The 23370-nt window shown below is 51.9% G+C and carries 15 protein-coding genes; 8 read left to right on the top strand and 7 right to left on the bottom strand.

What is annotated here, in order from left to right; translation table 11 throughout:
* A partial coding sequence (locus tag MUA00_RS14005; protein WP_271130467.1) for an inverse autotransporter beta domain-containing protein occupies nt 1-2228 on the bottom strand: 2228 nt, incomplete at its 3' end.
* A gap of 555 nt (nt 2229-2783) precedes the next feature.
* On the opposite strand from MUA00_RS14005, the gene MUA00_RS14000 reads away from it, so the two are divergent.
* From MUA00_RS14000 to MUA00_RS13985, 4 genes are all read left to right on the top strand, one after another.
* Complete coding sequence (locus MUA00_RS14000; RefSeq protein ID WP_271123635.1) at nt 2784-3056, top strand: hypothetical protein; 273 nt, start codon at nt 2784-2786, stop codon at nt 3054-3056.
* On the top strand, nt 3049-3435 hold the full coding sequence (locus MUA00_RS13995) for a hypothetical protein (RefSeq protein ID WP_271123634.1): 387 nt from the start codon (nt 3049-3051) through the stop codon (nt 3433-3435). Before MUA00_RS14000 ends, MUA00_RS13995 begins: the two co-directional genes overlap by 8 nt.
* Before the next feature lie 137 nt (nt 3436-3572).
* The gene (locus tag MUA00_RS13990) at nt 3573-4421 is read left to right on the top strand and encodes a YPO3983 family protein (RefSeq protein ID WP_271123633.1); all 849 of its coding nucleotides are present in this window, start codon (nt 3573-3575) and stop codon (nt 4419-4421) included.
* Nucleotides 4405-4869, top strand: coding sequence for a DUF943 family protein (locus MUA00_RS13985; protein WP_271123632.1), 465 nt, complete (start codon nt 4405-4407; stop codon nt 4867-4869). The genes MUA00_RS13990 and MUA00_RS13985 overlap by 17 nt, the downstream gene beginning before the upstream one ends.
* Before the next feature lie 950 nt (nt 4870-5819).
* On the opposite strand, the gene MUA00_RS13980 is transcribed toward MUA00_RS13985, so the two are convergent.
* Entirely contained in the window at nt 5820-6011 is a 192-nt protein-coding gene (locus MUA00_RS13980; protein WP_271123631.1) for a toxin-antitoxin system HicB family antitoxin, read from the bottom strand.
* A gap of 131 nt (nt 6012-6142) precedes the next feature.
* On the opposite strand from MUA00_RS13980, the gene MUA00_RS13975 reads away from it, so the two are divergent.
* The 4 genes from MUA00_RS13975 (at nt 6143) to MUA00_RS13960 (ending at nt 8846) form a co-directional block, all read left to right on the top strand.
* On the top strand, nt 6143-6673 hold the full coding sequence (locus tag MUA00_RS13975; protein WP_271123630.1) for a hypothetical protein: 531 nt from the start codon (nt 6143-6145) through the stop codon (nt 6671-6673).
* Nucleotides 6674-6829: 156 nt separating this feature from the next.
* Nucleotides 6830-7027, top strand: coding sequence for a hypothetical protein (locus MUA00_RS13970; protein ID WP_271123629.1), 198 nt, complete (start codon nt 6830-6832; stop codon nt 7025-7027).
* Nucleotide 7028: 1 nt separating this feature from the next.
* Nucleotides 7029-7799: a hypothetical protein gene (locus MUA00_RS13965; RefSeq protein WP_271123628.1), complete on the top strand. Its 771-nt coding sequence runs from the start codon at nt 7029-7031 to the stop codon at nt 7797-7799.
* Between the two features lie 162 nt (nt 7800-7961).
* Entirely contained in the window at nt 7962-8846 is an 885-nt protein-coding gene (locus MUA00_RS13960) for a hypothetical protein (protein WP_271123627.1), read from the top strand.
* Nucleotides 8847-8937: 91 nt separating this feature from the next.
* On the opposite strand, the gene MUA00_RS13955 is transcribed toward MUA00_RS13960, so the two are convergent.
* From MUA00_RS13955 to MUA00_RS13935, 5 genes are all read right to left on the bottom strand, one after another.
* On the bottom strand, nt 8938-18624 hold the full coding sequence (locus tag MUA00_RS13955; RefSeq protein WP_271123626.1) for an autotransporter-associated beta strand repeat-containing protein: 9687 nt from the start codon (nt 18622-18624) through the stop codon (nt 8938-8940).
* 289 nt (nt 18625-18913) lie between these two features.
* Nucleotides 18914-20098, bottom strand: a complete 1185-nt coding sequence (locus MUA00_RS13950) for an OmpP1/FadL family transporter (RefSeq protein ID WP_271123625.1) — start codon at nt 20096-20098, stop codon at nt 18914-18916.
* A 265-nt stretch (nt 20099-20363) separates the two neighbouring features.
* The gene (murP, locus tag MUA00_RS13945) at nt 20364-21806 is read right to left on the bottom strand and encodes a PTS N-acetylmuramic acid transporter subunit IIBC (RefSeq protein WP_271123624.1); all 1443 of its coding nucleotides are present in this window, start codon (nt 21804-21806) and stop codon (nt 20364-20366) included.
* Nucleotides 21807-21808: 2 nt separating this feature from the next.
* Nucleotides 21809-22717, bottom strand: coding sequence for an N-acetylmuramic acid 6-phosphate etherase (murQ, locus tag MUA00_RS13940; RefSeq protein WP_271123652.1), 909 nt, complete (start codon nt 22715-22717; stop codon nt 21809-21811).
* A 36-nt stretch (nt 22718-22753) separates the two neighbouring features.
* Nucleotides 22754-23344, bottom strand: coding sequence for a DUF2057 family protein (locus MUA00_RS13935; RefSeq protein WP_271123623.1), 591 nt, complete (start codon nt 23342-23344; stop codon nt 22754-22756).
* Nucleotides 23345-23370 lie beyond the last annotated feature (26 nt).

Raw genomic sequence — 23370 nt, 5'->3', positions numbered from 1 at the left:
CCGTCACCGTTGTCCTTCCAGCTACCGTCCTTCTGCTCTGCATTCGCCACCGTTACCGTCTCTGCGGTCAGGGCAGAGGCCGCTCCGCTCACCGCGTTACCCGCCGCATCCTTCAGCATTACCGTTATCTGCATGGTGCCGCCGGAGATATAAGCAGCGTTGTCGGTAGTAATGAGGGAAGTTTCCTGTGCCGGTTGGGAAGAGGTGATAGCGTAGGCCGCCGACTCGGACTGACCTTTCCAGCCGTTCAGCTTCAGGGCTGCCTTCAGTCCTGTACCCGCCACGGTCGCCGTATAAGCCGCATTGTATGTTCCGTCACCGTTGTCCTTCCAGCTACCGTCCTTCTGCTCTGCATTCGCCACCGTTACCGTCTCTGCGGTCAGGGCAGAGGCCGCTCCGCTCACCGCGTTACCCGCCGCATCCTTCAGCATTACCGTTACCTGCATGGTGCCGCCGGAGTGATAAGCGGTGCTGTCGGTAGTAACAAGGGAGGTTGCCTGCGCAGGTATTGATGGCATCATTGCCACCTTCGCTGACGATAGCGTTATACCGCTTACCTGTGGCGTCAACATTACCATTTCTTTGTCAGTTCCCGCCGTCACTGTGGTGGAGTACACGCCGGCCGCCTTTCTTAACAGGGATGAGACTGTGGTACTCTTCAACTTGCCCGTATCCAGCGTGATATCAGACGCATTCATATCCACCGGATGGTTATTCTCGTCTTTTAGCGTTAACGTCAACACCTGAGAACTTTTTCCGTCCGCAGGTAGCGTGCTGTCTGCCGGCGTAAAAGTCGTGTTTTGTTGATTTATCGTCGGCGCCAGTACTGTAACCTGTGTTTCGCTCCGATCTGACTGATTTCCCTTACTGTCTACCGCCACGCCGCTTATGGTATAAGTATTCACGCCCTGTGCTGCAAACTGATACGGTGGCAGCAATACGCTGTAACCGTTTTTGTCCTGTACTATCTTTCCACCCATTGCCAGCAGTGGCGCAGCACTCCAGTCAATACGGGCAAGTCCATACTTGCTGGTTACAGAGACATTTAACGATTTCTGTTCCCCCGGCTGGCCGGTAACCAGATCCGCTGTGTGCAGATGAATGACTTCCTTTTTACGATATTCCAGCACGATGTTGTTATTACGCTCCACCAGGTCGTAACGACTTCCAGCCAGGCTACGCATTGAAGCCACCGCATTCGGATCAACCTGACGCCGCCACGGTACGCCCAGTTGATAGTTCATTTCCACGCCCAAAAGAGAGGCGTTTTTCCCTGCCTCTCCCTGGCGCTGCTCAGCGCTGAGAGTTAACAGAGGAATAGGCGTATAGCTAATGCCAGCCGTGATAGCATGTGGATCGCGCTGACGATTATCCTTTCCAAACAGAGCAACTTCCTTACCGTAGTATTGTTCATAAGTTACTTTCCCCCCCAGCTGCGGCAGAGCCGGCAGCCAGGCCTGTGCGCGAATATCCCAACCGTTCGCCGGACGCTCCTCATAATCTTCAACATCCGGTGAATTCTTCCATCTTGTCAGGCGTAAATAGCTATTTGCCCCCAGCTTGAGGAAATCTCTCCAGTATTCCAGTCCCAGCCCTGCCCGGGCATGCTCCCGGGAAAGGTCATAATCCAGAAAGGTATTACCACCCAGTAGCCAGCCATCGTTTAACCAACGCAGGCCAAACCCCAGACTGGACTGAGTTCTGTCGTCAGTCCGATGTAAACTTTCCTGCGTGAAGGCCAGCCAGTTCTTTTTCTCATATAAAGGTACCAATAGATCAAATTGCGAACCTTTGAGCGAAAAATTTTTATCCGTGTCCAGCTGTACGCGAGCGGTGCCAAACTGGCTAAGCCATTGCTGAATCTGACTGCTGGACTCGCTTGCTACCATCCCTCGGGCCATAGACGTTACAGCGTCCACATTCGGATTACTGGTCAGAAAATTCCCTGCGCCCGACATAAAACTCGCTACTTTTTGCGTCTGGTCATCAGAGGCTGCATCTGAGTTGTTACCCTCCCATTTCACGGAAGGTAATGGCGCAAGCGGGACATCCAGTTCATCCCCCCGCTGAAGATGCTCAATGCCATTTCTGAACGTACGGAACTGATTCAATCGTCGTAACTGTTCGGCATTAATATTAAATTTATCCGCCACCGTATTAACCGTTTCCCCTTCATCCAGAATATAAGGGCGAACCGGCAACGATAAAATATCTGTTTTTTGATTCAAAAAGTGACTTTCTGATGCCGCAGCAGTCGAAGAGAATGAAGCGGCCAGAGGAAAGGTGAGTTGTGTAAATATATTCGCCCAGACGACAAAACCAGACAAACGAGTAGAATTGAATAATGCCATAAACGTCTCGTGAAATATACTAAGGTTATTGCATGATATTGTCGTCAGGTATTCAGTGTTAATCATCCGCTGTCTGTTCATAACCTATCGGCCATTATCGCGACTGGTTACATCCCAAAAGAATCAATAAAACAAGGGTTGACGGCAAAAGCTGACGACAACACACTGAAGGCGTTCCATAGGGAAAGCCACAGGGGCAAGGATGCCTGTCCCATCCCAAACATAGATTGAGTCATTCTTTTAACGGCCGAGCAGGCCGTTTTTTTTCAGGAAATTCTTCACGCAGATCTCGTCAAATCGAATCACATTAAAACAATGTAAAAACATCTTTCGCGGAGGATCCATTCCTAACAGGAGTGATAACGCTAATTATTTTTCTGCCTTATACCCTGACAATAAGATAAAAACACCCCAACGAGACGGGCAATACAGTTGCTTATACTGCTGGAGGTTAGAAGCACAGATGCCGATTATTTATTGAAACTCATCGAACAACCAAATACATTCTTTGATACAAAGCATTACATGCCATTGGCGGATTTCAAGAAAAGTTTAGGCCGACATTTTACTATTACGTTAGATAATATTGATGAAGATCCTTTTATTAAGCTAACTGGTCGAAAGAAATACGCAATACCATCAACCCGAAGCCAGCGTAGGCAAGGAAATAGCCGAACTGTGAAACGGGCTGGAAAAGTTGATTGATAAAGTCGTGGGTATTACCCTGAAAGGCTTTGGTGAAATCGGTAAAGCCTGGCAGAAGGTGAAAGGCTGGTTCGGCATGGGCGAGGACGAAGTAGCGAAGGCCGAGAGCGAAGCAAAACCCGTTATGCCAGCGCCACCAGCGCATGATATGACGTATGGCGGTCAGGTGCAGTTACAGGCAGCGGCAAGCACTCCGATTACGTCCATGACCAGCAACGCTATCAGCAATTCATCCCGGCAGGTTTCACAGCGTACAGACGTGCGGATTGACAATATTGAGATCCAGACGCGGGCCACCGATGCAAAAGGCATCGCGCAGAAGATCCCCGGCAGTCTGAAAGATGCCACATGGCATTTTGATGATGTCCTGAGAGCGTAGGGCGTCCACTATCCCACCTGTCCGTAATCGGTAAAAAATTACGGGCAGGGGCTGTACAACGTTTACACTCTGACCTTTCACCGCATATTATTCCCTGTGAAGATTACAACGGACGATAACACAAGGAATGTATCACGATGGCCGCACTACAGTTTCCCTGCACCATATTCAAAACCCAAAAATGGATGGACGACTACAGCGCCAGTGATATGCGCTGCAGGGATTTAACCGAAGCACAACTGAAAACCCATTACGGGCTGGTGGACGTTTCCACCAGGGCCAACCCCTACACATTAACAAAGATCACTCCGTTCAATCAGCCTCAATCTATGTTTTATGGCTCCCGTGGAGAGGGTGAGAAAATTACCCACCAGCAGTGCACTGCGATCCTGTTTGATGAGTTCCGCCAGCTCTCCCGCCTTTTTTCGGTATATGGACCTTACAGCCATCTGATCGAAAAGATGATCACCCACATGCAGAACGGCAACGGCACCCCCTTTCGTGATGTGGTGTTGGAAAGGGCTTTAAAGGAGCATGTTCTTAATGACAGGACGAGAAACAGCACCCGTCTTTTGCTGGAAGATGTACTTAAAAACAGCATTAACTGGGAACAACGATACATTCCAACGGATAAAAAAGATGCTCTAAGAGCGGCTATCCGCCAAGGTAAATTACCAAAATTCGACAGATTCCAGGATAACTTTAACGGTATGGGGATAACCGTTCACGATACCTGGGCGACGCATATCACCATAAAGTCCTTACAGATTAATAATAATCGCTACCGTGCAGTTTTACATTACAAAGTTCAGGATCACTTTGGCCTTGATGTTGACGACATTTCAAAATTCAAGTTCAACCAGTTCCGTTTTTTCCGTATATGGTTTGTGCTCCAGCGATTCAATCAGTTTAGTTTCAAACCCTTCATGACAAATATTGAAGCCACAATTGAAATTTCCGGGGAACGTAATGATATTCAGAAATAAAAAGAAGCTCTTCGTCCTCCTTCTGGTTGGCTGTGCTCTGCTCGCTTACGTTATCCGGTTATATCTACGCCCAGTGGAAATCGTTGCGGTTCATGAGGATGGAAATTTTAGTTCTGTTTTAGTTAAAACGTTTCCTTTCACTGATAAAAGGAAAATAGACTGGTGGCTCAAAAACAAGGATATGTTAAAAGAAAAATACGGTATCCCTAGACCAGATTCAGATGGATCTTTTACTGTCATTTTTTGGGATTTCGGAGATGGCTACAAAGAAACTGATGGTTACGACAGGCTTTGTTTTAAAGATATGAAACCACCAAAAAACTGTATTGATAAAAACTCTTTCATGTTTGTTAAAAACGGTAAAAATACCGGAATGGCTTTTTGGGCCGATAACGGAATATATCGAGTAAAAAAAAGTGGTGAGATGGTAAAAACCAGATATAAATAATTGCTCCCCTCGCGTAGAGATAGCAATAAAAGCATCCCTGTTCCATGGCTTGCCCGACCAGGCGGAAGCAGCAAAATGCCAAAGAGGCTATCCCTGGCGGCGATGCCTTACCGCCTGCCTCAACGCCTTTCGGTAATGCTATTCTCTATAAAATCGTCGATTTGACACGCTCCACACTCTAACGTAATCACACGTTGTGCCATGCCAAAATGTTGAGTCACAAAAAGCACGTAGAAAAATGCATAATCTGACCAACACCGAGGAGGGACAGGTCTCAAACCTGCTATTTTCGGACGGCGTCCGAATACAACCAGCGAAAACACGTAGCATCCGAATTTTTCCATACCGATCTCACCACGCCAAACCTCAGTTTTACCCAACAAATGGTAAATTATGGACAGCGTTGCCCACCCCGTGTCCATAACGTTGTTCCTATATGAATGTGCACAGAGAGGAGGTATCTATATAATAAATATAATTATTTTTTATTTTTAATATTATATATAGACAGTGGACAGGCTGGACACGCAAAAGCATACTAGCTTTCTGCTACACATAGCGAAGCGTAGTTACCCCCCTCCCCGGTAATGTACAATTTTCCACCAGAATATTTTGGTAGTACGCTTGGTAGTTAGAACCTGAGATTCTAAATAGCTTTACTTTTATAATCAGTCCACTACAAGACAGATTCAACTCCCGCCAGCAGTGGTTACCAGAACCACCTGATGAAGTCGAAAGCCCGCTTAGCGAAAGCTATGCGGGCTTTTTTGTGCCTGTTGTGTGATGCCGTTCGGCCTGATTCCAGAGAAAACTGGAGCGTAGTCAGGCACATAGATTATTCGCTGCGTGGTATAGCACATTAATGCACGCTCTTTTACGACGTCAGGCTGTACGCTGAAATGCATTAAACTATCGACATGCGAAGATGCTCGATCTAACAACCAAACCCATCAACCTTTACTTTCAATCCCCAGACGTTCCAGCTCTTTCCTGCCAAGCGTCTTTAACCAGTTTCCGAGGCTCATGCCCGCGTCTTTCGCTGCAACTTCAAATTGGGCTTTCAGTTCAGGCGTGATGCGTATCTGAAATGTGGGAGATAGCCCATTTCCTTTAGGGTTTTTGTCTCGTTTCGCAATTGACATGTACGTGCGTAATCCCCAGTATGGTTTCATCTAAGTACGTACTTTATAGCGCCATGTTATAAAGAGCAACGCCCCGGAAGTGCGCCAACACGACCAGGGCGTCTAACCACAAACGTTAAGGAACTAACGCTATGGCTAACGCAAATAGTACCACAACAACCCGCCCTGAAATCATCTGCCCATCGCCAGTAAGCGAAACGGCAATCACACAACTTTTAAAAACTCCGCTTGGTGCGAATCTGGATCTGTTTCAGGTGCTGGACTGCTGCCAATATATTTCCGATGCGCTTATTGAAAATAGCGACCATACCGAATGTATGGCCCTCTATGGCCGCCTGTATGCAGGGCTGGAAGTATTAAAGGTCGTGCTGAAAGTGCCTTTACCCGCGTATTTAATAGAACGCCTGACGGTTGATGCCGCAACAGAGGAAAAATACCACTGCCCGCTTTCTACGGATTCGGAATCAATGCGGGAATACTGCGCGGCGCTGACCATGCTCTTATTACAGCGACAGCAGTCGCCCGAGCAGGAAGAACAGATCGGCGGATTATTATTCGAATTACTCAACGTCCTGATCGAGGATTTAAAGGCGCCGCGCTTTATTCGTAGCGAAGCGGGATTAATGATGATTAGCGACGATACGAAGCCGGATATTCACTGAGTTCTTCAGGGCAGTAGCGGCCAGCATACAGGTCGGCTGCCCGTTCAGTAGAGCCAGTCAGGCCTCCTGACAAGGGAGGACTTTCAGCATTACCTTATGGTTGAGCCATAATTATTCAACCAGGCTTATCTGCTTTCCCCATAAGGATGTTTCTGTATGCGCCGTTTTTTTATGTCGATTTTTTCCAGTCCAGAGTCGCTTTTGCAGGTAATGAGTCATCAGGAAATCATTGAATCCGTTGAGGACGGCGATCGCATTATTATCGATCAGGATGGCAACGCATCGGTCAATTTTAAAAGCAGAGAAGTACGCCAGGACTTTCTGCGCCATGTTAACGCGTTAAAGAGAGCCTGATATGGGAACGGCTATTTTTATGGTGCTTATGGTAAGCGGCTACTGGTACACAAGTCGGGACCTGTCCACGCGTTTTAAAATTAAGCGTTCTTTCGGCTGGGATGTTTACTTCCTTGTGGCCCTTTATGGCTGCGTCTTCGTACTGCAGGGCGTGATTGCCACCGGCTTAATCTGGCTGTTTTTGCTGGCCTTGTCTGCCGTCGTAAATTCGTTGCACCTCATACCGGGTAAATATGCCGACTGGCAAATGGAGTTTATGAACTGGAGTTTTCTTGGCATCCAGGCCCCCGTTGTCATCATGCTGGCCTTCGCCATATTTTTCTGCCTGTATCGCTCTAACTGGGCCGGCAGCGCGCGGCTGGACGGCAACGGCAGGAAAACGCTTTATAAGAGTCTTGCGCGTTCAAGCGGTATCGAACAATTGCTTTATCAGTGTATGGAAGAAGGCGAGCTGGCGCTGGTTACGCTTAAGTCGAGGCGGATTTACATCGGGATGATACATACCGCGACCCTTGAATACGAAAAGACGGCAAACGTCGTGCTGATCCCGATGCTAAGCGGCTACCGTGACGGGGAGACGATGAATCTGTGCATTGAGCATAACTACAGCAAATGGTATGCCGACCATGACATCACCCTGGATTCAGAGCCCAAAAGCGCAATGGCTTTTCGTAAGGTGATTATGCTGGATCAGATTGAAAGCCTTTCTCTCTTTGATCCCGCCAGTGCGAGCGCCCTTGCAATGGAACAGCATCCGGAAAAGGTCGAATAATTATCTTTAAGCAATGCAAACGATGCAGAGATACGCTTGCAGAAAATTTCCTGAATGAGTTAGCAGAATAAAAAACAGGCCTTTACTGAGACGCAAAAGCTTATTTACTTTGCTGTCGCCCATAATGTTATTCAGCGTAATAGCGCTGCTAATACTACTTTTATGGCGCGTCAGTTTTTTATCTCTTCTGTAATCAACTGGCTTGCGGAGGTTTATCAACTATCTTTATCTAACGGTGTTACCAAAGGTAATGAAATGAAAACAATATCGCTCGTCACCTCTGCGCTACTTTTGGCCCTGTTCTCCGGACAGGCGCTGTCACAAACGAATAATGTTAAATCGAACCAGCAAAAACAGGATGATGATCCAACTAAAGTCACCACTAAAGTTGGCGTTTCCTGGTCAGATAACTACGACATGGATGACAGCAACGTTTCATTTTCCGCTTCTCTGGCGCTAAGTGAAGCCCAAAAGATTAATGCGCGAGTAAACAGCGATGCCACTGAATGGCGTGTGGGCGGCTCTTGGTTATTTCCCATTGGAATATTTAACTTCAATTTTGGTAAAAATGAATACACCAACGGCGCGTCGCAAACTAATTATTCGGTAGGGACTTTCCTGCCGTTGAGCTATTTCGGTTTTGAGCCCGGGGGATTCCAGATATTCCCAATGGCGGGTTATACCTACAATACTGGCGATCATCCGGAATGTAGCGGCGGGAATTGCGCTCAACCAGAATTCAGCGGTGATCTGTCTCCCGAAAATGGTTTTGTCAGTATGGAGACATCAGGCAGCAGCGGTTATCTGGGCACATTTGTGCTTAAACCCTTTACGCAAAAATTTCGAATGCTCGCCTTCCTTGCCGGCTCCTATGGTTCTAAAAACGAAGATGGTGAAAATTATAAAGGCTATTTTGGCGGGCTGGGTGTGGGATATTCAATGACGAGTCATCATTCAGTTAAGGCGTATACCTACGTCATGGATAACAACACTTATCTTGATGAAGCCGATAAGCGAATATTATTAGCGTATACTTACCAGTTCTGATCCCTCCACCATCACGATTGTTTATAGTTGTCCGTTTAAGAAAAAAGTCACCGTTGCTGGTGACTTTTAACGTTTAGGTCAGGACAAAAAATCAGAAGCGGATTTTCATCCCCACGGATGCAGAGAAATCAGCGTCTACGTTTGTTTTACCGCTGTTATCCCAGGTTTTGCCCAGCTCAGTATAAGCCTGCACATCGTGGGTAACGGTCCAGGTTGCGCCCACGGCGGCTTCCGTCGCCGAAAACTGCTGGTTTGCCTTAAGCGTTGTTTTGCCGTCTCTGTTAGCCGTGTTGCGCCAGGCGACCTCATCCTGTCCGTCCGTCAGCTCATGCCAGTAGTTGACGCGCAGGTAAGGTTTTACCTTTCCATATCTGGTGTCGTAATCCGCAGTGAGACGCGCACCAAGTCGGCCAATCACCGCGCTGTCGGCATCAACGGAAACTTTCGTTTTCGCCGGATCGTTTAGCGTCACATCGTCAAAGTTACTCCACTGCCAGACAAGCTGCGCCTGCGGCTCCAGCGCCCAGTTACTGTCGCCCAACTGCCACGGACGCCCCACTTCTACCGAGGCGGTGATGGTGTTGCCGTCAGGATGATAAGTTTCCCGGTCAGAAAGATTTTTCAGATCCACCGAGTGATAGCCGTACTGCAGCACGTTATCAACATACAGCCCGTCTGTGTCGGTCCAGGTTGCGTAACCGCCGATATAGGAAGAGAAGGTGGAGTTATACGCCCCGCCGCCGCTCATACCGGTATTGCCGTTAATTGAGCTATCGATATCTATAAAGGTGGTGTAAATCCCCGAACGCCACTTATCGTTCTGCCACAGATCCAGCCCCATCTGCATTCCGTTGTAGCGGGAATGACTCGTACTGCCGGTTGCATCATCCAGACGCAAATCCACCGTCTTGTTCATGTATCGCGCCCAGAAGCGACTTTCCTGATCCTCCGGCACATCCGCATTCCACGGCTGTTCATCGCCCACACGCTGATGTAACGTGCCGAGCACGAACAGATCGGCCTGGCGTGTGATGGCGGCTAAGGTATCAAAGCCGGGCACATCCGGACGATAGCCAGCGCGCAGAAACCAGTCTTCGCCCGCCCCCTGCGAATTACCCGGGAACAATTGATATTCCCAGGCGCCTGCCAGCAGCTTATCGCTGCCAAGTGTAAAAGCGTCTTTGGTAGTCTGCGCGGTGGTGGTGGCGCCATTTTGCGCTTCAACCACCCTAATTCCGTCACCGTCGGTAGGTTCGCCGAGCTGGCTGACATCAATATCCAGCAGGGTAGTACCCGTCGCGGTACCGCCGTTGATCACCAGGCGATCGGCCACCCCCGGGCTATGCTGCTGAGCGGCAATTTTTAACGTGCCGTCCATCCCGACGTAGTCGCCATTCACCGTCAGGGTTGAGCCCACGCTGTCGCCACGCAGATTAATGGTGCCCTGGTTAACCAGACTCGCCACGCTCTGATTTTGCCCGCCGGCATCAAGGGTGGCATTACTGCTGACAATATGGCTGGAATTAGCGCTCAGGCGATAAGCGCTCCCCGCCAGCAGTGTGCCGTTTTCCACCAGCGTATAGCCGCTCCAGGTATTGCTACCATTGAGTACGGTGGTGCCGCTGCCGCGCTGAATGACATCGCCGGCGCCCGAAATAACGCCATTGAGTTCGAGCGTATTACTGCGGTTCAGCACCAGCGTATCCAGATTGAGAATATTGCCGTTAACGCTCCCCTCCGTCCCGCCATTCCCCAGTTGCAGCGTGCCGTTACGAATGGTCGAATTTCCTTGCCATACGCTGTCTTTCGTCAGGGTTAAACTGCCGTCACCGTCTTTGGTGAGGCTACCGCTGCCGCTGAGCGTCGAGAGGAGTGAAACGTCATTACCGTTAGTGTCGATGGTGCCGCCGTCACCGGAAAGCTGCACTTCGCGGGCGGTATCAAACGCCTCGCCGTAACGCAGCGTCCCGCCGCTCAGACCAATCGATGTGCCTGCCGCCCCCAGATTTCCATCGCCGGATACCTGCAGCACGCCGCCGCTGATTTTTGTGCCGCCCAGATATTGGTTATCGCCATTGAGGATCAGCGTTCCGAGATCGGTTTTATTCAGCCCGCCTTCCCCGTCGATGGTCGAATTAACGATCACGGTATACAGCGCGCCAAGCTGCGTGCCGTCGCCAACGCGAATGACAGTGTCAGAAGTGTGGGTAGTGATAACGCCCTTGCTTATCACATAACCGTTGGCAGCAAACTGCGCGCCGCTGATAGTAACGGCCCCCAGACTGTTATCAACGGTAACATTCCCCCCCGTACCGCCAAAGACGGCAAAAGCCCCATCGCTAAACGGCGCGTTTAACGTACCATCCGGACTGGTCATATCGGTGGTCCAGTTGTCGTTACCGTTTTTGTTCTGCCAGACGCCATCGCCGCCTTCAATTATGCCATTATTTTTCAGCGCCCCGTCCGTACCGCCGGTACCGTCCCAGAAGTTAAGGGGGTAACCGGCATGATTAACCAGGTTTACCTGTCCGTTGACAGAGGTCTGCACATAGAGGTCGTCGGCAGCTTCAGGCGCGCTGCCAATCTCCAGAATATTGTTAGTGAGGCTGCCGGTATAGTTGATCACCCGGTAAACGCCGACATCGAAGTTACCACCCGGCGTCTGGGTGATATTGAGTTTCCCATCAAGGATCAGATTGCCGTTCACGTTCAGCAGATCGTTGAGCGTGCTGCTGGTGTTGTCCTGGTCGTTGGGCTGACCATACTGGAAGTCGAGCTGAGAATTATCCGCCGCCAGGTTCAGGCTGCCCATTGTCAAACTGCCGACGCTGCTAATAGCGGCGCCTGCGGCCAGACGGCCGTTATTCTCCACCGTGACGCTGCCGCCAATAACCCCTGCGCCGCCAAGCGTTGCCCCACTGTTAACGGTAGTCGCGCCGGTCGCTGCACTTTGATCGCCATTAATCAGCAATACGCCCTGTGCGGCGGTTGTCGCGCCGGTCCAGGTATTATCTCCAGTCAGGGTTAAAGTGCCGGTACCGGTTTTAGTCAGCCCGCCCCCGTTGCCGCTGATGATGCCGCTAATAATGTCATTGATAGCCAGAGCGCCTTCGCTGAGCGTCGCTCCACCCAGCTCAACGTTGCCCGCACCTGAAAGCGAACCGATAGACGTTGTACCACTCGCGGCGCTGATATCGACGTTTGCCCCGCTCTGGTTTGCGATCCGCGCGCCTTGCGCCTGCGCATTACTGGCAAAGGTCACCAGCCCGGCATTTGTCACTACGCTGGAGCCGCCGTTGGCGCTGTCCTGCAACGCTAAGGCAGAAACGGCATCGACATTCACCGTAGCGCTGCCGCCGTTAGCGCTGTCGGTAAACTGCCCGGTGGCGTTGTTGGTCAGGTTAAGGGTGCTCTGCGCCGCATTGGCCGTGTCGTTAAAGCTCAGCGTCGCATTATTGATGTTAAAGCTGTGCGACTCCGCCTGAGCGCTGCCATTCAGATTCAACAGCGCCAGATCGGATACGGCGATCGTGCTGTTGGCTGTGCCGCCCAGTGCTCTGGTGACATTGGCGTTCACCGTCAACTGTCCGGTGCCGTTTTTACCGGTAATGGTAGTGTCGCCCAGGTAGGTATTGGCGGTGCCCAGATCCAATACGCCATTTCCCGAAATGACTGAAGAGTCAACAATCGCTAGCGAGCCATCGCCGCCAATCGTGCCCATTGGGGTGAAGGTATGGCCGTAGACATCGAGCGTCCCGCCATTGTTTTCGCCAAGGAGAATATTACGGCTGGTTGTGAAATCATCACCCGCCTGGAAGGTTGCTCCATTGTTCAGCGTAACAGACGTCCCATCAATACCAAGGTTTGCATCCCTGCTCGCCTGAAGCGTTCCTCCCCATACTTCAACCCCGCCTGCAAAGGTGTTGTTGCCATTGAGGATCAATCGACCTGCGTCGGTTTTAAGCAGGCGGAGCGTGGCAGGATCAGGCAGACCGAGCGTATTAGCAATCAGATCGGCATTAATCGTCGTTGTTATGTCCGCGCCGGTAACTGTACCGGTATCGCTGACATCCCCGACACGGATCGCAAAGTAACGGTCCGCAAATGTTTCCCCCTCGTTGGTATAAGCATTATCCGGCACTAAACCTCCCGCAACCTGAGTCTGGATCATCTCAAGTTTCGATAGAGCATCACCGTTAAGGACATAGCCGTCAGCAGTAAATTGCATGCCTGAAGCGCGAACCGGACCATTCTCACTGGATAATGTCACCGTACCGCCCGAGGGCTGGAATATGGCAAAAGCGCCTGCATCCCAGGGTTCATTACCGTCGCCATCCTGCTGCGTCCAGTTATTGCTTGTACTTCCTATATTCGCAAACCAGGTACCGTCTCCCCCTTCCACCTGGCCATTGCCCGTAACCCCATCTCCGCCGTGATTCGTCCCCTGCGGATTACCATCCCAGAACTGTAATTTACCCAACGGCAATGCATAGCTGAGCACCAGGTTTACCTGATTATTAATCGTGGTCTGAATGGAATACAGTTGCTGAATGGGGGTTGGCAGCGAGCCAATATCCATTTTATTGTTCGTCAATGCACCGGTGTAGTTGAACAGGCGATAGACTCCCGGCAGGAAGCGACCATCATTGGTTTGTTCGACATTTAACGTACCGTCTAACGTCAAATTACCATTTACCTGGACCAGGTCGTTCAGGGTTCCCCCTGGCGTAAATGCTTCTCCCAACTGGAACTGGCTATTGGTATTGCTGGCCAGCGTCATATTGCCGTTGACCGTCAGGACACCGGTGCCGTTGCCGCGGGCATCATCCCCCGGGCGTAACACGGAACCGGTATTGAACAGTACATTCCCGCCAATAGTGCCATAGCCGCCAAGGGTGCTGCCGCTCATCACGGTGGTCAGACCGGCTCCGCTCTGCACGCCGTTAATCAACAAGGTGCCATGTTCAACGTTGGTGGCGCCCGCATAGCTGTTCGCCCCGCCCAGACGCGTCACACCCGTACCAATCTGGCGGAAAGCGCCGCTCCCGGAAATCACGCCGTTAAGGGCGACGTCGTCAGAATGGTTAACCGTGAGAATTCCGTTATCGGTAATGTTGGTTTGCTCCGACAGGTTCCCCACGGTGTCGCCGTTGCCAAGCGACAGTTCCGAGCCGCTGCCAATCAGCGTATTACCGGTATAAGTATTATCGCCCAGCAGAATGGTATTCCCGCTATTTATGCGCTCCATGCCACCGGTACCGGAAATCACCCCGCTATAGGTTTGATCCGCGTTGCCATCGAAGGAGACGAGACTATTGGCTCCTGCGGTGGAGATGTTGTAGTTATGGATCGTCGCCTGCCCGGCTTGAGTGGCGCTGTCGCCGGTACGCAGCATAGCGCCGTTATTAACGTTGATGACAGGCGAGCTGGCGAGAGTTAAGTCGTTAACAACTCGCATATCTGTCGGATCGCCATCAAGCGTCAGCGTGCTCCAGCCGGTGCCGATGTTGGTGCCGATACTGGTGTTATCCGTTGTCAGCGAACCGATATTGCCGGTAGTACTGTTAAACGTCAGCATACTACCGCTGCCGCTCTGGCTGAGGACATGGGTAGTATTGGCAATATTTACATTCCCGATGGTGGCACGATCCTGGCCGTCAGCTCCCTGGAAGGTCACGCCCCCGCTCAGCGCTCCTGCGCTCCAGCTAAACTGGTCGGAGCCACTGCCGAGCAGAATTTCCCCCCGGGTTTGCCCGCCGGTAAGCGACACGCTGTCATTACCGCTGCCCAACGCGACCACTTTCGCCGTGCTGCTTGCCGCCAGCAGTGTACCGCTATTGGTCAGCGTATTATTACTGGTGCCGGTGGCATCAATAACCGTCGCATTTTGGCTCAGACTGGTGATGGTGCCGGTGTTGTTAATTGTGCGTGCAGAAGCGGTGCCGCTGAGGTTGATAAGCGACTGGCTATTGGTCGTGCTGCTGGAATTGATGGCGCCGCTGTTAGTAAACGCGGTCGTATTTTCAGCAAGAATGGTGCTGCCGGTGTTGCTGCTGGTGGCGATAGTTCCGCTGTTGGTCAAGCTGGCGGCGTTGGTGGCTTCGATAGCTGCCCCGGTGCTGTTGGCCATAGTGATGTTCGAACCGGAGGTGACGTTGCCGTTAGTGCGCGCAAGTATCCCGGTGCTGCCTGCGCCGTTCCCCTTAATAGTGTAACCATTACCGATAGTCAGATTACCGCTGGTAGCTGAACCGTCCGCCTGCATAAAAGCAAAACCACTGCCACTGCCATTTACACTCAGCACGTTGTTGGTACCTGCCGCGGCGAAAGTTACCGCAGTACGGATAGCCGGACCGTTACCCGCGTTGACTGTAACGCCGTTCAGGTTGACGTTGCTGGAGTTTGCATTGTTGTTGATGCCCGCGCCGCTGCCGGTAATGTCAATGGTGGTATCGGCGGCGGTAAAAGAAGATGCGTTAGTGCTGTCGATCCGCACGCCGTCCGCGCCGTTGGCAGCGGTAATATGGTTATCTGTGCCGTTGACGGTTAAGTTAGCGCCGCTCCCTGTTAGCTGCACCGCCGCCAGACCGCCATTCGCGTTGACATCGCCAAGCTGCTGGACAACGGCCCCGGCGCCCTGCACACGCACGCCGACATTGCCACTGCCCTGTGCGCCAGATACAGAAATAGTGCCGTTGTTGGTCAGTTCGCCTGCGTTCTGAATATCGACGCCAATATTGTTATTCCCCGCCACGCTGACCGTAGAATTCACCGTCGCGATACCGCCATCGTGCAGCAATATTCCGGTGCTGGTATTACCCAGCAGATTCATATCAGCGCCGCTATCAAGGGTCAGCGACCCCAGGTTTGACACGTTATAGCCTACGATACCGGCCTGCCCCGCCACCGAGCCGATGTCAGCGTTTGAAGTCACGAGCGTGACTCGCGGGTCGTTACCGATATCGCCGTTAATGCTGTAGTTACGTCCGTCCACCAGCACGGCGGTTGTGTTATTCCCGATCAGCGAGATAGCGCCATCGCTGATGGTGCCTGACGCACCGCCGGTAACTTTCACCCCGACGGCATTCAGACCGCTCACCACAATGCGGGCGGCGCCTGTAGTTATTTGTGTCGCAATGTCATCGGTTGGATCTTCGTTATTCAAATCGTCAACGCCGTTGGCAAACACGCCGGTCGAGCCGTTACCTGCGACGCTCAGATTATAGCTGCCGCCCGTCGTTGTACCGGTGAAGATGGCCCCATGATCGACAGCAAACAGAATCGAGCCCAACCGGGCGCTGTCCGTAATAGTGGGATTAGAGATATTGATACTCGCGCCCTGTCCCCAGGCGTAGTAGCCAATCTGGTTGGTGTTTTCAAATGTCAGGGCTGATGGCGCCCCTAAGTTGATGGTCGCATCACCACGGGCATGCACCCCGATGGCCCCTGCCGCAAGCAGGCGAATGGTGGAATTGAGCTGCACCGTAGCCGCGTTATCGTTCAGCCCTTCGGCGTATACCGCATAGTTGCGATAGGTGAATGGGTTGCTGTCCGAGCCGCCAGTATCGCCCACGGCTCCGACTGTAATCGTACTTGCAGCAGTAGAATTTAGCGTTGCGTCCGCGGTTTGTGCCAGTACGTTTAGCGCGATGTTGTTATCGCCATCAACCAGGATATCGCCGCCGTTGGTAACGATGCCGCTGTTATCTTTAATGTACATACCGTAGTTAGCGGCCGCAGAATCATTAACCAGCCTGCCCAACACATTAATATCACCGCTGTTGGTAACGGTCGCATTACCACCGTTGACCAGCATCCCGGCCGCGTTGCGCGTACCGCTCAGAAGACTGATTACGCCGTCAGCATCGTTAAGCATGTTTCCATCGCCGACGGTGGCGATAGCGGCGGTCAAATCCCCGCTCCCTGCAAGATTGACAGCGTCAGGTTCGGAACCATCAATAACGGCCGTGCTGCCCACATACATAGTCCCGGAGTTGGTGAAATTAGCGTCTTCACTGGTGAAGACGCCATAAGCCCCAGCATGACCGTCTACATTATTAACGTTGCCCGTAATCGCAATGGTCGCACCGGCGGCATTGGTAACATCAGTCGTATCCCCGGCGGCGATGCCATAGGCGGTATGGGTCGCGGTGTCGGTAACAGCGATATTGATATGACCCGAGTTGGTGACGCTACTGTCCCCCAGCCCCACAATACCCGCCGCGCCCGCGTTATTCACGCCTTGATCGGAACCGTCTTTTTCAAGAAACAGGCCGGCATTAAGAACGCCATTATTCACAGCAGTCGCGTCTGTAGCCCTCATCCCCACCGTAGCCGCGCCGCTGCCGCTGCGCCAGGCGTTAATTGCGCCGTTGTTGGTTATCAGCGCCCCATTGTCCGCCTCCATCACCGCCGTTGCGCCATCAACTGCCAGGCTGCCTTGCCCGGTGACGGTACCGCTGGCATTTGCGCCGGTGGCGTAAATTACCCGCAGATCACCGCTATCAATCGTTGCGTTATTGTTGTGCGCCAACTGGTCATCCCAGACGTTATAGCTCATGTTGATAGTGGTGCTTTGCGCCGTGCCCAGCAGACCCGAAATAATGGCGTTGTAGACCGTTTGTGCTTCGACCGCGGAGTCAATCACCTCCCCTTGCACCGTCGCGCCGGCGGTTAGCCAGTACTGCACCTGCGGCGCGTCCGCAAATTCTCCCTGACCAATCAGGTAATCGTTAACTCTCGCAATATCCTCCGCCGAGTTAATCTGGAAAATTTCATCCGCTAACCGACGAACATTGCCCAACGGGCCCATTTCATAGCGCGGCAGCGTCAGGGTGTAGTTGTACTGGGTACTTTGCGCAGTGACGTCCTGTGACTGAGTAGCTATTTGCGCCGCTGGGCGGAAGTGAATGTAGTTATCGGAAACCCAGTTGGCCGCGCCTGCATTGCCGCTATCGGCAGCAACAAACGCCAGAGTCGAATTTTTCGCAAGTAAATCAATAGTATTATCCGCTGCGGAAATGGGGATGCTGCTGGTGGTATCCGCGCCGACGTTAATATTGGCAGTCCCGCCGCCCTCGCTGACATAGGCGATACCGAACTCATTTAAGATGCGCACCGAACTGGGGTCGTATACCGGCAGTTGCATGGTGGCGACGGCGACGTCTTCAGCCGGAATAAACGAGGCGGAATCGTATACGCTGATGACCTGATAGCTGCCATCAAGTCCGGGGACCTCAACGTTCAGCTCCTGATTCTGTTGCGGGTTAGCCGGGTCAGGCGAATAGTTATATTCGTTAATATTTGCCGAGGTGATTGGCACCGTTGCGCCCTGTGAATCCGTGGCGGTAATAGTCACGATACGCCCGGCGGCCGAAGCGCCGGAGCCTGAAAGCGCATCGGAAACGGTTACGGTGGTGCTGCTAACGCCGTTGCCGCTTGTAAAATCAGGGAATACTGGAATGCTGCCGAGAATATTCAGCTCGGTGCCTGCCGGATAGTTGGTATCGCTGGGATTAAGAGCGATGGTAAACGCAGTGCCGGTATTAATAACCTGATCAAGGTTCCCGGAAAATGTGTATGTTGGGTAGTACAGCGTCCAGTCCACATCCTCCGCCTGCGCACAAGCCGGCGCCATTCCGACCAGCATCGCGGCCATTAATAACTGTGCGCGTCGACGGCTTTTCGCACCCTTTCCCGTTCTGCTGGTACCAATTTCTGCCACAGGGACAAATCCATTTGCAGCACGGCTCCAGATCAACCGATAAATTTTGTTCATATGTTTTTCCGGCAAAGGCGTTCAAAAGAAACACTTTTTAATTAAAAAACATTAAAAACACGTAATCTTTACACTTTGTAAAAGTAGTATAAATTTCTTAAAGTGAAATATTCAGAAGGAAAAACTAATGAATTATAATTAGGGGTGGGTTTTAAGGTGCTAATTATTAACGATAAAGATCGGACAAAAGTTACTGAAGGAGATACATTTGAAAAACTAAAGGCAAGCTGGCAAACCGGAAAATCGTTAAAAACGATTATGAATCCTGCCAGCTTTATCGTTAAAAGATTCAGAACTGATAGCTGTAATTTACGCTGGCAAACCACAGCCAGGGATTATCGTAGTTGCCTGCCAGAATGGCCGGAGACTGCACTTTTGAAGATTGCATATGCAGATATTCCACCGCAAACCCAATATTACTCGCCGGACTAAGCTGATACTGAGCGCCGGTGGCGAAACGCCATTCATCTCCGGTCGGCATGGTTAAAGCCACGTCGCTCTGGTCTTTATAAGGCGTGCTGTCAAATGCCACCCCGGCGTTCAGACGCCATAGATCCGTTGGGCGGTATTGCACCCCCACTGCGGTATGCCAGGTATCTTTCAGCCGGTTATTTTTAGCGAGCTGTTGACCATTAACGGTTATCTGCGGCGCGCCAAACTGACTCCAGTCCTGCCAGCCAAGATCGCCCATGACTGACCACTGCTTATCGATATCATGCACGAGGCTCAGCATGATTTGCTGGGGCGCGCGCACCTGGGCAGAAACAGGCAGGGAATATTCCACATCAGGCTGATTCGGGAAACGCGCTTTGCCGTCAATATTAAAGTCGTAATCGGTTTTACTGTTCCAGGTGATGCCCGCCCGCGTCTGGTCGGTAAGCTCCATCAGCAAACCGAGACGGTAGCTCATCGCCCAGTCATGATCGTGCTCCTTTTGATCCTCACCGCCAACATTACGCGTCAGCGACAGGAAGCCATAGTTGGCATTGACCGATGCCCCGACGGAAACGCGATCGCTGAGTCTCCATGCCAGCGATGGGCTGAGGGTCATTGCCACCATAGTGCTTTTTTTAATTAACCTGTCGCCCGCCCAGTTGCCAAAATCAATTCCCAGCCCATAGTTGCCATACAGGCCGAGCCCGGCATAAAGATTATCGTTTACTTTTTGGCTATAGAATCCGCTGGCGTTAGGAAAAAGGTTCATTACGTTGCCGGGGCTTTGCCGGTTTGAGCCATCCAACTGGTAATCGATATTTCCGCCCATTACCTGAGCGCCGCCGGTAAACATGCGATCCGGCAGCCGGGTCATCCCGGCCGGGTTGGTGAAAATGGTTGATGCGTCCTGTGCTCGTGCAGCCTGCCCGGCCCCGGCAAGCGCCGTATCTTCTGTTCCAATTTCATAAAAATAAAGGGCACTGGCGTGAGAAAACGATGTAAACAGTAATCCTGAGCACACTAAGGTAATGTTTTTCATTTGCCACCGCTTATGAAGGGGAAAGGTTGTTAGCCATTATTTTTAAAAAAAGTGTAGCAGTAATGGGTAAATATTCATTTCCACATATATAAAAATAAAACGGCTAGTTCGTTGTAAAAATGGCGGGCTAATACCCGGTCAGGAAGATATTCAGAAGGGTGCAGAAGGAGTGATAAATAATTAACAGGCGGCGATCTTTTTTGATTACAAAACGGAAAAAGAGCAGACGGCAAATGAGTGAGGGGGAAGCCGCCTGCCCTTGATCTTAAGTCAGATCAACATCCTTGTGACCAAAGAACCAGGTAATGATAAAGCCACAAATATAGGAAATCAGCACGCCTGCGGCGTAAATCCCCATCCCGGCATAAATGCCCTGAGCGGACGTCATCAGCGGCAGTGATACCAGCCCTGATGGGCCGAACACGGTATTCAGACCAATCGGCAGACCGAACCAGGCGACCAGGCCAATAAAGAAGCCACCGCAGGCGCCGCCAAGACAGGCGGTTACAAAAGGCTTCACGCGCGGCAGCGTTACGGCGTAGATCAGCGGTTCGCCAACGCCCAGCAGGCCCGGGATGATCGCGCCTTTAACCTGATTGCGGGTAACCGAGTGTTTAGCCGAACGGAAGTAAAGCGCAAGCGCAGCCCCCACCTGCCCGCCGCCGGCCATGGCCAGAATCGGGAACAGCGAGTTGAAACCCTGCACATCCATCAGAGCGAAATAGACCGGGATAAAACCCTGGTGAACGCCGAAGACCACCGCAATCAGGAACAGGCCCGCAAGAATGGCGCAGCCAAACGGGTTGCCGTTCAGGTGCAGGAACAGCCAGGACATGCCTTTAAACAGCTCGCCGCCAAATGGCATGATCAGCGTAAATGTCAGCGCGCCGGTAATCAGCAGCGTCAGCAGCGAGGTGAGGATCATGTCCAGATTATCCGGAATGACTTTACGAATCTGGCGCTCAATCCACGCGCCCAGAATCGACGCGATCAGCACGCCAATAATGTTGCCGCGCGGGTCGATGCCCATGCCGAAGAAGTTATCGATACCGGAGAAATAGCCCACCGTCGCTTCCGGGTTGTAACCCAGCAGGAACAAAGAGGCGATAATGGCCCCGTTTACGCCCGAACCACCGAAGGCTTTCTGCGCGTTATAACCAATCAGAATAGGCAGGAAGGTGAAAAGACCTTTGCCGAAAATCTTCATGTAGCCAACGATATGCACGATGGTTGCATTCTTTTCGGCAGCGTCAGCCAGCAGGCTTTGCTCAATTAAGGTCGCAAAACCCAACAGCATGCCTGCGGCGATAAAGCCCGGGATCAGCGGCGTAAAGATGGTGGCAAACTTGGCAAGGAACTGATGCACCACGCTGTTTTGCTTAGCCTTCATCTTCTGTTTGGTGTCGCTTGCCACTGAACCTACGCTGGGTTGTTCCGTCGCGGAATCGGCACCGTTCGCCAGCATCACGTTCATCATTTCAGCGGCCGTCTGGGCTTTGCCCGGCCCGAGGATAATTTGCAACTGATCGTCGCTGTTAATAACGCCCAGAACGCCGGCAAGCGCCTTGAGTTTGTCGTGCTCGATTAACTGGTCGTTATTAAGCGTAAGACGCAGGCGGGTCATACAGTGCCCGCAGTTCTGGATATTATTTTTATTGCCGACCAGTTGCAGGATCGTGGCAATTAATTGTTCCGTAATCTTAGCCATTGCTAGATCTCCGTATTGGCTAAAGCCTGGCGAATAAAGCCGTTGTTATCATTTAAAAGCTGTTTTGCCTGCGCTGCGGTCAGCTTGCCCAGCACCATGACGATGGCGGTTTTGCAGTGGCCATCGCAGGCGGCGAGCGCCTCAGATGCCGTCTGCTGGTCGCAATCCGTGGCCTGCATAACAATGTTGATCTGGCGCTGAACGAGTTTCTGGTTGGTCGCTTCTACATCCACCATCAGGTTGCCGTAAACTTTTCCGCTGCGGATCATCGCCCCGGTGGTCAGCATGTTGAGCACCAGCTTTTGCGCCGTACCTGCTTTCATACGTGACGAGCCGGTTACTACTTCCGCCCCAACGACCGGCATGATGGCGATTTTGGCAATTTGGGTGATTTCACTGCCCGCGTTACAGGTCAGCGCTACGGTGGTTGCGCCGAGGCTATTGGCATAGTTGAGCGCAGCCACGACGTAAGGCGTGCGGCCGCTGGCGGCAATACCTACCAGCACGTCTTTGTCGCTGAACTGAAGATTTTTCAGATCCTCAACGCCCATCGTCAGGCTGTCTTCTGCGTTTTCGACCGCCTGAAGAATAGCCTGATGGCCTCCCGCAATCAGCGCAACGACCTGCTCGCGCGGCGTGCCGTAGGTTGGTGGGCACTCGCTGGCGTCAAGAATACCAAGACGCCCGGAGGTGCCCGCGCCGCAGTAAATTAAGCGTCCGCCCTTCTGGAAGGCAGCAACGATGGCATCGACAGCCTGAGTGATAGCCGGGATCACCTTTTCAACTGCCAGCGCCACCTTCTGGTCTTCTTTATTAATGACTCTCAGCATCTCTTCCGTAGAGAGCATGTCGATATTTTCGCTTTGAGTATTACGGCCTTCGGTGGTCAGGGCAGATAAATCGATCTTCATCATTGTCTCGCTATTCGTTCATGCCGGTTGGCAGCGTTAAAGTTCCAGCGCCCAGCGCAAAAAAGCTTTGCGTTGAGCCGCATCTAATTTCAAAAACTCACTTTGCACCTGGCTTAAGGACGCGTTATGCCCTGCCGGCGCTTTAGATTCGATCCGCGGTTCGTGCTGCGCCGTACCGGCAGCCTTCGCAGGTAAATACTGGCTGTAATCCGTCATTAAAGTGCTTTGCGGCAGGTTTACAGGTTGGCTATTTAATACGATTTCCGCGCCGTCAGCGTTGCTGAGCGTAAATTGTGGATTCTTAGCGGTTTTACGCGTTGCGTTTTCCGTACGCGGCGTCGCTGTGCGCAGCGTAACTTCTCCGGTAAGCGGCGCATCAAACGTCAGCAGCAAGGCATCAGAAGTGATACGGCCCTGGCTTTCGTTTGCGGAACCGGGATTGGTCGGCGCATCAAAGCGTACAATCATCGCCTGCTCGCCAGCCCCAAGCGTTATCGATTTCGCAAGAGGATTGATCTGCGCATCGCGTGCCGCCAGAACATTTACATTTTCACCCATTTTCAGCGTGGAGGCCACGCTGAAGCCGGACAGCGTAAGCAGCAACAGGGTTAGCATAGTTCTGAACATCGGGTTCTCCTTTTATGACCGGAACA

Source organism: Dryocola boscaweniae, from assembly GCF_025215095.1.
Classification (GTDB): domain Bacteria; phylum Pseudomonadota; class Gammaproteobacteria; order Enterobacterales; family Enterobacteriaceae; genus Dryocola; species Dryocola boscaweniae.
Note: the sequence above shows the minus strand (reverse complement) of the source record. Positions and strands in the feature narration are given on the sequence as shown.

Excerpts from the sequence above, each read along its gene's own strand:
- MUA00_RS13990 (WP_271123633.1), top strand. The coding sequence starts at position 3,573 with ATGGCCGCACTACAGTTTCCCTGCACCATATTCAAAACCCAAAAATGG.
- MUA00_RS13985 (WP_271123632.1), top strand. The coding sequence starts at position 4,405 with ATGATATTCAGAAATAAAAAGAAGCTCTTCGTCCTCCTTCTGGTTGGC.
- MUA00_RS13980 (WP_271123631.1), bottom strand. The coding sequence starts at position 6,011 with ATGTCAATTGCGAAACGAGACAAAAACCCTAAAGGAAATGGGCTATCT.
- MUA00_RS13975 (WP_271123630.1), top strand. The coding sequence starts at position 6,143 with ATGGCTAACGCAAATAGTACCACAACAACCCGCCCTGAAATCATCTGC.
- MUA00_RS13970 (WP_271123629.1), top strand. The coding sequence starts at position 6,830 with ATGCGCCGTTTTTTTATGTCGATTTTTTCCAGTCCAGAGTCGCTTTTG.
- MUA00_RS13965 (WP_271123628.1), top strand. The coding sequence starts at position 7,029 with ATGGGAACGGCTATTTTTATGGTGCTTATGGTAAGCGGCTACTGGTAC.
- MUA00_RS13960 (WP_271123627.1), top strand. The coding sequence starts at position 7,962 with ATGGCGCGTCAGTTTTTTATCTCTTCTGTAATCAACTGGCTTGCGGAG.
- MUA00_RS13955 (WP_271123626.1), bottom strand. The coding sequence starts at position 18,624 with ATGAACAAAATTTATCGGTTGATCTGGAGCCGTGCTGCAAATGGATTT.
- MUA00_RS13950 (WP_271123625.1), bottom strand. The coding sequence starts at position 20,098 with ATGAAAAACATTACCTTAGTGTGCTCAGGATTACTGTTTACATCGTTT.
- murP (WP_271123624.1), bottom strand. The coding sequence starts at position 21,806 with ATGGCTAAGATTACGGAACAATTAATTGCCACGATCCTGCAACTGGTC.
- murQ (WP_271123652.1), bottom strand. The coding sequence starts at position 22,717 with ATGAAGATCGATTTATCTGCCCTGACCACCGAAGGCCGTAATACTCAA.
- MUA00_RS13935 (WP_271123623.1), bottom strand. The coding sequence starts at position 23,344 with ATGTTCAGAACTATGCTAACCCTGTTGCTGCTTACGCTGTCCGGCTTC.